Source organism: Psychrobacillus sp. BM2, assembly GCF_048572895.1.
Lineage (GTDB): Bacteria > Bacillota > Bacilli > Bacillales_A > Planococcaceae > Psychrobacillus.
In genome coordinates this window covers 2,002,890-2,016,117 of record NZ_CP183878.1, presented here as the reverse complement: position 1 = coordinate 2,016,117, position 13,228 = coordinate 2,002,890, and the positions used below count along the sequence as shown (strand labels likewise).

The following is a 13,228-nucleotide window of genomic DNA, read 5'->3' as shown; positions in this document are numbered from 1 at the left end:
AGGTAATGAAGTTTGGCTTTATGATAGTGTTAGAGAGGGTTTTGAATATGAAAAAAGTCTTCAAAGAGTGCCCTTCGATGAGTTAAGAAATGAAAATATTAACTATCAGTTATATATAAATTATGTAGATGATGAAGTGATAATGTATTTGTACATTTATAAAAATGAAGCAGGTAAACTGCGAAATTTCCAAGTAAATCCTGATGGTACAACGCAAGAAATCGAAAATTAACTACTCAACCTATCGAGTGTTCTAATTAAACAAAGACCATTTTTTTGAGTGACTATTTTTACTTCCAAAACATCGAGGTAACTTAAACATTCATGTCTAAATAATACTATTTGACAGAAAAGAGTGTATATTCACAATTAAAAGATGTTATAATTTTCTTTAATGGATTCGGAAGGAGGAGTTGTCTTATGAAAACGATGATGATTATTAATGGGGTTTTATTCCAGTAAAAGGGTAACGCAAAAATGCCCCTATAAACTGCGTGATTCCTATTAAATAGGAGGATCTTATTGTGAACAATGTTGAGCAGCAGAACCCAATTACAATAGTTATTGACAATATAAGTTTCCAGTTACAAGAGAATCATGATTTTCTATGGTTAAAGAATTTAGGAAATGTTTTTTGTGTATTTGATCAACAAGATTCTGGAAATATTAGTTTTGGAATAGAAAATAATAATAAAAAAATGTTCGTTAAATATGCTGGTTCTAAACCGATAGACTTTTCTGGAAAACCAGAAGATGCAATTGAACGTTTGATAGAGGCTTTACCAGTTTATAAAAGTTTAGAGCATCCAAATTTAATAAAATTGATAGACCATTTCCGCTTAGAAAGTGGATATGCATTGGTTTTTGATTGGTTCGAAGGTGAGTGTTTGCATTCTCATTGGTCTTTTGGCGGTCAGTCCAAGTATACTAATCCTTCGTCTCCTTTCTATCGTTTCAAGAACCTTGACATTCATAAACGTTTAGATACCCTCGATGCAATACTTTCTTTTCACAGTTATGTAGAATCACAAGGATTTGTGGCCATAGATTTCTATGACGGAAGTATTTTATACGATTTTCAGAATAACGAATCAAAAGTATGTGATATAGATTTTTATCGTAAATCCCCTTCAGTAAATAACTTAGGGCAACATTTTTGGGGTTCTACAAGATTTAAGTCTCCAGAAGAGTTCACTCTAGGGGATCCTATTGATTCCAAAACCAATGTATTCAATATGGGAGCAATCGCATTTGGATTATTAGGTGGAGAAATGGATCATTCATTTTCAAAGTGGGAAGCCAACCCAAAATTATATGAAATAGCAATAAAAGCTGTAGAGAATGATCGTGATAAACGATACTCAACGATTCAAGAATTATATGAAGCATGGAATGTAGCGTTAAAATAATTAATAACATAGGGCGATTCTTCTAACAGGAAGATCGCCTTTTTCTTTTTTAGTTTATTTTCGGGGAAGAGTCGTACTTACAATGGCTGGAAGTTAGTTGATTAGAAGCCAATTTTTCTTTCCACTGTGTAGTAATTAAAGTTTATAAATGGAGATTAGAAAACCTAATGATTCTGAATTTAAGGCAGTTATTTTACTTTCCCCGCAAGCCTTATTTAATGGCACAATGGGTCAAGTAAATCCTACAGATGAAAAAACCAACCATCTTTGACGAAAATCTCTAGAGGAGGTCAACTATTGAAGTATTTTTATAGTATTCTATATATTTTGTGCATTGCCATATCAATTTCAATTTTTCTTTTAACAAATATTATGACTGAGCCGCTTAAAGGTGGTGGTGGAAATGGAAATCCTGGCTTATTTTTTATCTTAATGCTATATCCATTTCTATTAATCTTTGTTTATTGGACTGTTTTATTACTTTACAAATGGATGAATATACATCTTAATACAAATAAGATAACTATATTAACTACTTTCTCATCTGTTCTAACTTTATTTATTCTAATCTCAACAATAAATAAAGCAATCAATTTTCGTGAAGAAATTGTAAGAGCTTCACCTACATTCAATAATATTAATGAAGTATCACTCTTTAACACTTTTTCAAACTCAATATTTTTCAATTGCTATACCTTTTTAATGTTACTGCTTTTATGTTTATCTATAGCAGGGTTTGCGGTTGTATTTAGTCGACTAAAAAAGAAAAATAGAGAACCTAATTTTTAGAATATTATTCCATTCTCCTGTCGGGTACCCGTACTCGATAAGTAAGTAGATTCTTAAGAGAAAAAGTGAGATATACACTATTCAAAGGTAGGAGATTAGCATGAAGAAACCATTTCTAATTATGTTGATTTTTACATTCAGTCTAATGTTGACCGGGTGTAATTTCATTGAAGAAAAAAAAGCTGAAAATACTATCAAAATTTATTATCAAGCTATTATAGATGAAGATTTTGAAAAAGCATTTGTACAATTATATCTATATGATTATGAGAGCAAGAGTGAAGATAGTAAATTAGTCGAAGGGACTACACTCTCCGACGAGGAAGCCAAAGCATTTTATTTAAAGAAAGTAGATATATTGAATGAACAAAATTATAAATTAATAGACTTTGAAATTGTAGATGTAGAGTATGAAGACGGTCACTCATTTTGGCATCATATAAAGCTTGAAGTAGAACAGAATGGACAGAAATTTGAATGGAATGAAGTTGCTGATATTTATGAAGGAAAATTGTTAATCGGTGAAAAAGATGACCCGTTTGCGAAGTATAGAGATGGGAAGATGAATTTTGAAATTGAAGAATTGAAGAAAAGTTAACCTTCTTTGTTTAACATCAAATTAGGATTTATCAGAAGAATTAATCCAGGAAACGTTTTATCAAGCAGTTAAATCAATTCATCGTTACAAAGGAAAAGGTATAGCTAAGGTTGATGGGACAATAGTTTAGGAAACGGAAATAACATTTGCGTTTGGTGATTAAAATCTCTTAATTAAAAAATATTTTTCAGCGTCTTGAATGAGAGAAAAGAACAATTTACTAAAAAGCTTATTCGGAAAAATGGAAAAACAGAATTAGAAAATCAGGTTAATAGAAAAGCACAACCAAATATACAAAAGACTTGGTTGTGCTTTTCTACTGCAATTTAAGTTTCTATTCGGTTTTTAATAGAATAAGAGGATTTGTAGTTGCTCTGTAGAATTATTATTAGGTGAAAGGAATGATGGTACATGGAAGATGATTTAAAGAAAGCGTATGGTTCTTATGATATACCTAATGAGGTCTATCAGCTCATCAGTCTTGAAGAAGAATTACTAAAAGATGGTTTGACTCTTGCGACCATTGGGTTAATACCAAGTATCCAATTTGAACCTTATTCAATAACACCGCCAGATTTGATTCCTTTTGCAAGCACGGGTGGAAACGGTATTCATTTTGGTTTTTTGACGGATTTCAACGAAGTATCGAGTCTAAACGTGGCACCTATTGTTTGTGTCACGCCTACTAATGATCCACCAATTCGTTATATGGCAAGGAATATTCGAGAGTTTTTAAATTTGGCAGCCTCTGTGCCATATGTTGAAATGTTGGAATCTTGTTGGGAGTGTAAGGATGAAAGGGAAATGGTTAATATGTTTAAAGAATTTGAAAGCGATACTCCGGCTGCTTGGCAACAACAACGAGATATGATTTTTACACGATTCAAAGAATCATTGGAATTACAGCCGTTTGAGCTATTTGGTTATTTAAATGATGCAAAAAAGGAAAGATTGTCAAACAGCATAATTTCTACCCACGATGGGCTTGGTATTGTAAGTAAAGGTAAGAAAAATGCTACAAACCAACGCTTTACATTTTCTGAGCAAAGGACTTGTGATGAAAAAGAAATCGAACGAATGCATCATTTTTTAAGACAAACAAATAAGGAAGAAAAATTGGCCTTTATTAGAGATGCTAATTACTGGTATATTTTAACATCTGGTTATCATGAAGCAGTGTGGGAGTTAACCATTGAATTACTTAAATCCTTAAAAATGTATGATGATGCAGAAAGGGTCTTTGTAAGGTGTTAGCTGGCAAAGCACATAAGTGCAACGTTTTTTTGCTGCATGGATGCCTAACGGGCACTTTAGTGTAATAGTTATTTTTTAAGGATAATTTAATCCGCTTTTGAGGGGGAGTTATGTTGAGAAAAATACTTATTTTACTATTTGCAATGATTCTACTAACTGCTTGTTCAAATCAAGAAACCATTTATGCTACTGGTGATGGGGACTTATGGAAAGCACAAGTAACATACGAAGTAACAGATTCAGAACTCTATGATAGAGGAGTAATTGAATATACAGGAGATGAGGAACTTCTATATGTCACTTATTCGTTAGTGACTGATGAAGGCGGACGTAATGGGGAAATTGAACCTCAAGAAAATCAAACCGCTATTTCCTTTGGGACGGGAGGAGGTAATAATCCTCCAGCTATAGATGACGCAATTATATCGTTAAATCACGCTTATATAGGAATCAAATGGCGGACTAATACAGGCGAATATGAGGAAAAAGTTAACTTGAAAGTTGATTAGTTTTTACAAGATACATTAATTTTTACATTTCCTTTCTTCTTCAACTAACAAGTGTTTTAGTAAAACATCATGGGGTTTTGCTATAGGCAATTTTTATTTCTATTCAAACAACACAGCATTTTATAGGGGGAATGGGCATTACAATATCTATTCACGATGGTGTGATAATTGGGTACTCAGTAAGTTTTCTAGAAAATGAATTAATTTTAGATATCGAAACAGTGACAAATGAAATTGTAACAGTTTCATTCGAGAATTATTTAGCACATGATTTCCTTCATGTAATGGCTGGAAGTATTTTGTTTGACATTGATGAAGCTGATTTGAATACATTTTTGGTAGAGAACAGAGAACAATTTGAGAACTTTAAATTATATGCTTGGCCGATTTTATACGGTAATACAAATGAACTCGAACAAGAATTACAAAATCATAATTATAAATGCTATGTTATTAGTGCATCATTAGGATTAACAGGTTATGTATTCGCTAAAACTCTTAAAATCAAAAGGAAATAACAGGTTTGACGAGAATAACCAAATTTTGTTTAGTATTCTACTTAAACTAACTAATTTTGAAGATTATTAGCAGTCAAATAAATGGAAAGGAAACGTATAAGTATGGTTGATTATTTTGAACGTAAAATTAGATTAAGGGACTTTGAAGCGTGGGATGTTCAAATTAGCGACCAACATTATGCTTTAGCTATTTTAGATGAATTCCGACCTGCCACATTTGATGATTTTGAAAATCCTTATTTAATTTATGAAGAAGATGACCAACGTGCAAACTATGTCTCAGCTACATATTTCTCTAATGAATCTGTTAAAGATGAACATAGAGAAATACTCGGTGAATTTGCACGAATGCTTACAGTACATTTAGCATTGGCACATTGTGAAGTAATTATATAGTTTTATCAAGAGAACCCTAAAAAAGCGATAGAACTAATAATGTTAAAAAAATATGGTTTCAAAGTATCAGATATAGCATTAAATAAGTTATTGCATTTTAATCAAGAGTAAAGACCTTAAGTCCTCCGGGTCTTTAGTAAAAGAATAGTGAGCTACTGTGGTGGCCCTTTTTCTAGTTCAAACCATGGATTTGCTACAGGTGTAGATATGATTTCATTATGCACTTCAATTGAATAATCTTTAAAAATTGTTTGTTGTGCCAGATTAGATACGCCCTTTTTAATGTTTCTTTCAATACTCTCTACATATTGCTGGGTACCACTTACTAAAATACTAATTTTATTGGATTGGAAGTTCATTCTAATACCGGTTATAAGGAGCATTATATTGGAAATAAAGTTTAATAATTTTTTTAGAGAAGAATTAACAATTGAGGATGTACAAGTTGCTATAGAAAATGGAGAAGTAACCTCTAAAGAGTTGGTAATGTATTACCTTCACAGAATAGCAAAGTATGACCAAGACGGTCCGAAAATAAATTCTATACTAGAAATAAATCCCGACGCAATATTCATTGCTGAAGCATTAGATTATGAAAGAAAAACAAAGGGTGTTAGAGGTCCTTTACACGGTATTCCCGTTTTTCTTAAAGACAGTATTGAAACAAATGATTCAATGCATACAAGTGCAGGAACACTTGCACTAGAGAATCATATTAGTAGTAGTGATGCATTCCTTGTTGAAAAGCTCCGTGAGGCAGGTGCGGTAATCTTAGGCAAAACTAATATGACAGAACTAGCAAATGGAATGTCGAATACAATGTGGGCGGGCTATAGTTCCAGAGGGGGACAAGTATTAAATCCATATGGCGATGCTAACCTTTTTGTTGGGGGATCCAGTTCAGGTTCAGCTGTGGCAGTGGCTGCAAATTTTACAGCATTGGCTGTTGGCACTGAAACAGATGCTTCCATCCTGAGTCCTGCGATTCAAAACTCTGTAGTTGGGATTAAACCGACAGTTGGGTTAATCAGTCGCACGGGAATTATCCCATTTACATACTCGCAAGATACTGCAGGACCTTTTGCAAGAACAGTTACGGACGCAGCTATTTTGTTAGGTGCTTTAACAGGTGTCGATAAATTCGATCCAGCTACTTATAAGAGTGAAGGTATTTCAAAACAAGATTATACAGTCTTTTTAGATTCTCAAGGATTGAAAGGTGCTAGAATCGGTATATTTAATCAGGCTTCGGAGGACTATTATCACTCAGGAGAATACGATGAAAATTTGTTTAAACATGCTATTCAAACCTTACGCCATGAAGGTACAGAAATTGTCGATAATATCGAAATACCTTCTTTCAATAGGGATTGGAGTTGGGGGGTACCAATATATGAACTGAAACATAGTTTAGGAAATTATTTATCTCAATTACCGTCTTACATACCAATCCATTCTGACGCAGAATTAATTCAATTTAATAAACAGCATGATATGAAAGCCTTAAAATATGGTCAGAATATGTTGGAGTATAGAGAAAATCTACCAAACACTTTAAGAAATCCCGAATATTTGAATGCCAAATTAGAAGATCTGTATTTTTCTCAGGACATGGGGATTGATTTTACTTTAAAAAAGTATAACCTTGACGCCATAATTTTTCCGTCTTATATTGGCTCAACCATATGCGCTAAAGCTGGCTATCCATCTATAGCTGTACCTGCTGGTTACATGGAAAGTGGAAGACCATTTGGCATAACTTTTGCAGGTACTGCTTTTAGTGAAGGCATATTAATCAAACTTGCGTATTCCTTTGAACAAGCTACAAAACATCGGAGAAGTCCGAAATTAATATAGAAAAAGGCATATTCACTTGAGCCTCATGAAGAATAAAATCGACCAAAAAAAATTTGATTCAAATATAATGTCTACTAAACTCTTATTCAACTAACTAAAGCAAGAGTTTAAAAAAAGATCGTCATCATAAGCGAGGGGGGAGTAATATTAGTGAACTTTTAACAATTAATCATAATAAAATGGAGATACTTCAAAAAGGGAAAAATGGTACACCAATAATTATCCTAACAGGGATGGGTTGATCATTTGATGAGTGGTACGATGTGATAGAGCCATTAAGCAAATTGAACAGAGTAGTAATGTTTCATAGACCTGGACTTGGTGAGAGTGAAATTCGAAATGATATCCGTAATACACAGGCAGTCGTAAACGAAATAAATGAGTTGATGCTTCTACTTGGAATACTTGAACCCGTGTTACTAGTTGGTCATTCGTATGGAGGTTTATGTGCCCAGCATTTTGTGAAAGAGCATCCTGAAAAGGTTGCAGGGATAATATTGGTAGATTCAACTTCTGTCGATTTAAAGGTCTTAGATGAGTTGGATATACCAGTTTTGAATGAAGGTTCGACCGATGAAATTTGGATGGAAAAATGTGTTTCTTATTCTCTTTTGAATCAGGAAGAATTAAGAGACATAATAACTCCTACTCTCACAGAAAAACAAAAACAACTTCCTTTATATGTACAGCAACGATTAATAAATTTCCAGATTAATCCTTCGTTATACAAAGCAATGCACTCTGAAATTAACAACTGGAAGCAGAACGCAGATACTATAAAAAAACTAGGAGACTTTCCTAATATCCATTTAATTGTAATTGGTCGAGACAAAGAACATAATATTAGGTTAGGAACTGAGGATGGGTTACCAGAGCGGGAGTTAAGGCTATTTGAAAAAAAGTGGCAAGAACTAATTATGAACCAAGTTAATTTTTCTCAAAATAGTAAATTAATAATAGCAACAGAGGCATGTCATTCCATACATATTGATAGACCAGATATTATCATTGAATCAATAACATGGATGGTTAAAGAATAACTTTGTCTTCAACTATGTGGTGCTTTGGTTAAACAAGGTCATCCAGTCTATTTTTTATCCAAAGCAACTAACAGATATCAGATGCCCATTGTGAAATGTTACACTTAAACTAATGAAGCAGTTTAGTTGAAGAAGAAATGAATTTTTGGTAATTTCAAATGGAAAATTTAACGCTAACTGAATCTTTAATTTGTTTCTAACGTAGTAAAGAAAAGGAGGTGTTGTTTAATTCATCATTTCAAAACAGAAATAAAAGGAACAATTATTTTTTACTCATAGAGAAATGGGGAGAGCATTTTGTGGATGCTATTTGAAGTGGTTATAATTCTACTTATTTTCACAATGGCACTTTTTATACATGAAATGGGTCATGCAATTGCAGTACTTTTACGGAATAAGAAAGCAAAGGCAGAAGTATATCTTGGTTCATTAAGTAAAGAGAAAAAGCTGAAGCTAAGTCTTGGAAGAATTACTTGTTATCTAACCATAGCCTTTTCAGGTAGATGTTGGGTTTCAAACCCTGAAGAATTACCACCATCTACAAATAAACAAAGACTTATTTTTTTTGCAGGTGGACCGATTGCTTCATTACTTGGTTTTGTAGCACTATATTTTTTCTCCCAATTGATTTCTGGCGTGTTGGGCATAATAATTAATAAAATTGCATTCATTAGTTTATTAATATTCTTAACTACAGTAATTCCCTTTACATATCCTTCATTCCTAAGAAATATAGGCGGTTTACAAAATGATGGTTTAAAAATTCTTAATATACTTAAAGAAATTAGAAAACAGCAAAAAATAGTTTAATAAGAAGAAAATGTCTAAATGGACATACAGGCACTTTGATCCAGCAAAGAGTTTAGCTTCCTATTTTTTGAACTTTTCATACACTTCTAATCATAATCGGAACATTGGTTTGGAGGAAAATAAACAAATAATCTTGTTAAGCTAACGGGTGCTTAGTTAAAGAACGAGGGTTTGCTTAGATAACTCTTTTTCAGGTTATTTGAATAAACGAGTATGTCCCATTTTATAAGAATAAGAAGTACCTCTGAGGTTAGAATAGTGATATGAAGGATAGCTAAGAATTAATTCTAATTGGAGGTATATGTATGAAGGACAAAATAACAGAAAGTGAGTTTCAAGAGATTATTCGCAAAAGAAGTAACGGCGAGATAACCTTTTCGCAATTCTTAGAAGAATTGTCCCAAAGAGGCATAAATGAATACGAAATAGAAGTTGCTACAGGTCAAGCCACATATAAAGGAGTTCATTCGGAGTTTAAAACAGATTCCCAAGTAAGCTTGGTTATCTCAGATAAATTTAATAGAAATAAGGTACTTGAGGCAATCTCTAACATCTCTCTTCCCTTTTTAGCCTTCTTAAAAGAGATTGCTGAGGCTGGAATTGTAACCTATCGTGTGGACATACCTGAGAAAAAGGTTACTTATATTGGAATCGGAGAAGAAAGTATTGAAGAACAGCTTAAAATTTAAAAAAATTCCAGAACAAGTAGGTAAATGAATATTCAATAAACAGTAGGGTGCTGAGGCAAATCTTTATTTGTAAAAGCAAGATTGTGAAAAAATATACTTAAACTAAAGGGTGCTTTAGTAAACAAGTGGCTGCCTGTAAAGGTAGCTTTTTCTTATTGAACTAAAGCAGCAGGTTAGTTGAATAAGGTACTATGATAAACAAAAAAAATAGTGTGGTTAGAGGTGCCAGTATGAACAAAGTTTTCATTATTGATGGAGAGAAGTTTTCTAATTTCAAGGGGTTTTTTAAGGAGTTTTTGAATGTAGTTCCCTCTGGGAAATATGAATGGAACGAAAGTCTAGATGCGTTTAATAATATTTTGTGTGGCGGTTTTGGAGATATAGAATTTGGAGAAGAATACACAATTATTTGTAGACAAAAAGAGATTTAGGATATGGAGAAACGCGTTTTTGGGCTGTTCATACCCTATCTTTTGTCAATTTATATTTAGGTGGAAGCTACGCTACATCAACGTTTATCGGTTACTTACGCACAGTTAAGAGAAGGCTGTTGTTCAAGAATAATAAAGTTAATAAAAAAGTACGTCTATTACGTCTGTTCGGTTATAATCAAAATAAAAGAACAGACGTTTTTAGAGGGTTTTCAAGGAGGGAACGAATATGAACAAAAAAGTGAGTGCTGTGATGTCTCTTTTGATCGCATTTTCTATCGGGATGGTCCTACATGGAAATGCTGGACAAGCCGCTCAGAAAAACGAGTTGTACGTGTCTCCGGTTGGGAATGACAAAAATGCGGGAAGCAAGAAAAAGCCTTTAAAAACCATACAACAAGCGGTCGATTTGGCGGAACCTGGTACAACTGTTTACGTAAGAAAAGGTATCTACAAAGAACAAGTGGTCATACGGAAATCTGGCCTAAAAGATTCCCCGATCATCATTAAGGCTTATCCAAAGGAAAAAGCGACCCTCGATGGGAGCGGCCTTAAGGTGTCATGGGACTATCAAGGCTTAGTCTCAATACATGACGTAAGCTATGTCAACATCGAAGGATTTGAAATCAAAAATCACAAAACAAAACACGAAGATTTAGTGCCAATCGGCATCTCAGTCAGCGGGAGCGGTGAAGGAATCCGTATTTTGCGGAACCATGTTCACCATATCGAAACGCATCATAAAAATGGGAACGCTCATGGGATTGCTGTATATGGAACAGAAGCACCTGAAGCGATTGAAGATATTTTCATTTCGGGCAACAAACTAGAAGATATGAGGCTGGGCGCAAGTGAAACGCTCGTGTTAAACGGGAATGTATCGAACTTCAAGGTTACAGACAATATCTTAAGACGAAACGATAATATAGGAATCGATATCATCGGATTTGAAGGCGTATCCCCTGTTGAAGCGTTTGATCAGGCAAGAAACGGAACCATCAGCAACAATACGGTCTATCAAATATCCAGTTACGGAAATCCAGCCTACGGAAACCATTATTCGGCTGGTGGGATCTATGTCGATGGTGGAAAAGAGATTATTATCGAAAATAATAGGGTTTATAAAAACGATATAGGAATAGAAGCAGCTAGCGAACATGCGGGCAAATTCACAAGTTCTATAACCATACGAAAAAATACGATTTATGAAAATAGGAGTGCAGGTATTGCAATAGGAGGCTATGACAGTGAAAGAGGAAGCACCATAAACAGCATCATTACCGACAACATCCTGTATAAAAATGATACAAAATATCAGGATGGCGGACAGTTGCTCCTCCAATACAATACCAAACAAAATAGAATTGAAAATAACACCATGGTCGCTGGAAATTCCCGCCTCCTTATCAGCAGCCCTTTCAAGCAAAACGACGATAACAAAATAGACAACAATGTCTATTACCTAGATAAGGGAGAGGAAGAGACGCGCTGGATATGGGAAGCAGAAGAAATCACCGGATTCTCTGCCTATAAAAAGAAAAGCCTCCAAGATGGAAACAGTGTTTTTAAGAAACCTAAGTTCGTGAATGAAAGCAAATGCGACTTCCGATTGGACGCTAAAACGCGATAATTTCCTTGTCAATCATGCGATGGGTTTACAAAGTAGACAGAAAACCATCATAGGTATGATTTCTATGATTATTTTTTGGGGCTGTGGCTAATGAACAACAACTTGACAGAGGCAAAATTTTAGTAATATCCAAAGATGAAAAGACGGTTATTTAAGATACTGAGCGTAACATAAATGCTATTTTGTTACGTTTAAATTAAAAACACCCTGGCTTTCTTAAAAGGCCAGGGTGTAACTTTTTTCTATCCTAACTACCAACAGAGTTTATAAAGAATGAATCATCTTCTTTCTTTTTGTTTTAGGTTCTTTTCAACGAAGATCCATCCGTAATAAGAGACCCAAAACAGGACAAGCACATAAGAACCAATAACTATTCTTTCAGGATAATTAATAAGAGTATATAACAATACTAATAAAAATGGCGGCAGTAGAATCCAATACTTTTTTCAATGCAAGAAATCACCTTCTCGATTAAAGAATTCAAAACATGTTTTCATATTTTGTATAAATTATTTATTTTTTGATGATTGATTTTATAATATCCAATACAACATGTTGGATATAAAAGTTTGTAAAATAATGTACTTAAAGTAACGAGTGCTTTAGTAAAGATCATGGGGTTGCTTAGGCAGCTCTTTTTTCATATTGAACTAAAGCAGCAGGTTAGTTTAAGAAGGAAATTTGATATATAAGAACAAATGTTTTATAATGTGTCTCCAGCAATAAATAATTTATTAAACGGATTTGGGAGGAATTATATATGTATGTAACTCTTTCAGACTTTATTAAAGAATGGAATAGGGAAGCTATGCTAACTCAAAATGTTTTGAGTGGTTTGACAGATGAATCTTTAAAACAACAAGTTTATGCAGAAGGTCGTACTTTAGGAAGGATTGCGTGGCATTTAACAATAAATATTCCAGATTATTTATCCCATTTCGGGTTTAAGATAGATGAGATAGAAAATGCAGAAAGTGTCCCAACCTCAGCAAAGGAAATTGCTGAAACCTTTAAAGAGGTAAGTTCACACGCAGCCCAAATCATTGAACAACAATGGACAGACAAATCCCTAGAACAAATACAAGAAGCATTTGGAAGACAGGAATCAAATTCCCAAATACTAATGGGGCTAATCAAGCACATTGTTCATCATCGTGGTCAAATTACCCTTCTGATGCGTCAAGCAGGATTAAAACCGTTTGGGGTTTATGGACCACCAAAAGAAGATTGGATTCATTTAGGTGTGGAAAATCCACCACTATAATAATATTAAGCTAACGGGTGCTTTACTATAAGAA

At 33.8% G+C, this 13,228-nt stretch carries 14 protein-coding genes and 1 pseudogene; 14 read left to right on the top strand and 1 reads right to left on the bottom strand.

All coding sequences use genetic code 11. From position 1 onward, the window contains the following. Positions 1-524 precede the first annotated feature (524 nt). The 7 genes from ACN6MX_RS09715 (at position 525) to ACN6MX_RS09685 (ending at position 5,473) form a co-directional block, all read left to right on the top strand. Complete coding sequence (locus ACN6MX_RS09715) at positions 525-1,409, top strand: protein kinase domain-containing protein (protein WP_419962404.1); 885 nt, start codon at positions 525-527, stop codon at positions 1,407-1,409. A gap of 297 nt (positions 1,410-1,706) precedes the next feature. After that, complete coding sequence (locus ACN6MX_RS09710; protein ID WP_419962403.1) at positions 1,707-2,198, top strand: hypothetical protein; 492 nt, start codon at positions 1,707-1,709, stop codon at positions 2,196-2,198. 100 nt (positions 2,199-2,298) lie between these two features. After that, complete coding sequence (locus ACN6MX_RS09705; protein WP_419962402.1) at positions 2,299-2,796, top strand: hypothetical protein; 498 nt, start codon at positions 2,299-2,301, stop codon at positions 2,794-2,796. A 411-nt stretch (positions 2,797-3,207) separates the two neighbouring features. Beyond that, complete coding sequence (locus ACN6MX_RS09700) at positions 3,208-4,050, top strand: hypothetical protein (RefSeq protein ID WP_419962401.1); 843 nt, start codon at positions 3,208-3,210, stop codon at positions 4,048-4,050. Positions 4,051-4,160: 110 nt separating this feature from the next. Continuing rightward, complete coding sequence (locus ACN6MX_RS09695; protein ID WP_419962400.1) at positions 4,161-4,559, top strand: hypothetical protein; 399 nt, start codon at positions 4,161-4,163, stop codon at positions 4,557-4,559. Positions 4,560-4,690: 131 nt separating this feature from the next. Next, the gene (locus ACN6MX_RS09690) at positions 4,691-5,077 is read left to right on the top strand and encodes a hypothetical protein (RefSeq protein ID WP_419962399.1); all 387 of its coding nucleotides are present in this window, start codon (positions 4,691-4,693) and stop codon (positions 5,075-5,077) included. Between the two features lie 81 nt (positions 5,078-5,158). Beyond that, positions 5,159-5,473, top strand: a complete 315-nt coding sequence (locus tag ACN6MX_RS09685) for a hypothetical protein (RefSeq protein ID WP_419962398.1) — start codon at positions 5,159-5,161, stop codon at positions 5,471-5,473. 152 nt (positions 5,474-5,625) lie between these two features. Here ACN6MX_RS09685 and ACN6MX_RS09680 read toward each other — a convergent pair whose 3' ends face one another. Further along, positions 5,626-5,832 (bottom strand): hypothetical protein, encoded by a 207-nt coding sequence (locus tag ACN6MX_RS09680; protein ID WP_419962397.1) that lies wholly within the window; start codon positions 5,830-5,832, stop codon positions 5,626-5,628. 28 nt (positions 5,833-5,860) lie between these two features. Here ACN6MX_RS09680 and ACN6MX_RS09675 point away from each other — a divergent pair, with 28 nt between their 5' ends. The 7 genes and pseudogenes from ACN6MX_RS09675 (at position 5,861) to ACN6MX_RS09645 (ending at position 13,194) form a co-directional block, all read left to right on the top strand. Beyond that, positions 5,861-7,330, top strand: a complete 1,470-nt coding sequence (locus tag ACN6MX_RS09675) for an amidase family protein (protein WP_419962396.1) — start codon at positions 5,861-5,863, stop codon at positions 7,328-7,330. Positions 7,331-7,584: 254 nt separating this feature from the next. Beyond that, positions 7,585-8,370: pseudogene (locus ACN6MX_RS09670) on the top strand (alpha/beta fold hydrolase); the annotation flags it as partial. A 303-nt stretch (positions 8,371-8,673) separates the two neighbouring features. Further along, positions 8,674-9,180, top strand: coding sequence for a site-2 protease family protein (locus ACN6MX_RS09665; RefSeq protein ID WP_419962395.1), 507 nt, complete (start codon positions 8,674-8,676; stop codon positions 9,178-9,180). Between the two features lie 305 nt (positions 9,181-9,485). Further along, a complete protein-coding gene (locus tag ACN6MX_RS09660; protein WP_419962394.1) occupies positions 9,486-9,869 on the top strand; it encodes a DUF1398 family protein in 384 nt (127 codons plus the stop codon). A gap of 230 nt (positions 9,870-10,099) precedes the next feature. Beyond that, entirely contained in the window at positions 10,100-10,300 is a 201-nt protein-coding gene (locus ACN6MX_RS09655; protein ID WP_340775409.1) for a hypothetical protein, read from the top strand. Positions 10,301-10,529: 229 nt separating this feature from the next. After that, entirely contained in the window at positions 10,530-11,930 is a 1,401-nt protein-coding gene (locus tag ACN6MX_RS09650; RefSeq protein ID WP_419962393.1) for a right-handed parallel beta-helix repeat-containing protein, read from the top strand. Between the two features lie 760 nt (positions 11,931-12,690). Then, positions 12,691-13,194, top strand: coding sequence for a DinB family protein (locus tag ACN6MX_RS09645; RefSeq protein WP_419962392.1), 504 nt, complete (start codon positions 12,691-12,693; stop codon positions 13,192-13,194). Positions 13,195-13,228: the final 34 nt, after the last annotated feature.

Bases quoted from the DNA above. Each gene is read 5' to 3' on its own strand.
- ACN6MX_RS09645 (WP_419962392.1), top strand. From the start codon at position 12,691: ATGTATGTAACTCTTTCAGACTTTATTAAAGAATGGAATAGGGAAGCT.
- ACN6MX_RS09660 (WP_419962394.1), top strand. From the start codon at position 9,486: ATGAAGGACAAAATAACAGAAAGTGAGTTTCAAGAGATTATTCGCAAA.
- ACN6MX_RS09690 (WP_419962399.1), top strand. From the start codon at position 4,691: ATGGGCATTACAATATCTATTCACGATGGTGTGATAATTGGGTACTCA.
- ACN6MX_RS09705 (WP_419962402.1), top strand. From the start codon at position 2,299: ATGAAGAAACCATTTCTAATTATGTTGATTTTTACATTCAGTCTAATG.
- ACN6MX_RS09650 (WP_419962393.1), top strand. From the start codon at position 10,530: ATGAACAAAAAAGTGAGTGCTGTGATGTCTCTTTTGATCGCATTTTCT.
- ACN6MX_RS09655 (WP_340775409.1), top strand. From the start codon at position 10,100: ATGAACAAAGTTTTCATTATTGATGGAGAGAAGTTTTCTAATTTCAAG.
- ACN6MX_RS09695 (WP_419962400.1), top strand. From the start codon at position 4,161: ATGTTGAGAAAAATACTTATTTTACTATTTGCAATGATTCTACTAACT.
- ACN6MX_RS09665 (WP_419962395.1), top strand. From the start codon at position 8,674: ATGCTATTTGAAGTGGTTATAATTCTACTTATTTTCACAATGGCACTT.
- ACN6MX_RS09680 (WP_419962397.1), bottom strand. From the start codon at position 5,832: ATGAACTTCCAATCCAATAAAATTAGTATTTTAGTAAGTGGTACCCAG.
- ACN6MX_RS09700 (WP_419962401.1), top strand. From the start codon at position 3,208: ATGGAAGATGATTTAAAGAAAGCGTATGGTTCTTATGATATACCTAAT.
- ACN6MX_RS09685 (WP_419962398.1), top strand. From the start codon at position 5,159: ATGGAAAGGAAACGTATAAGTATGGTTGATTATTTTGAACGTAAAATT.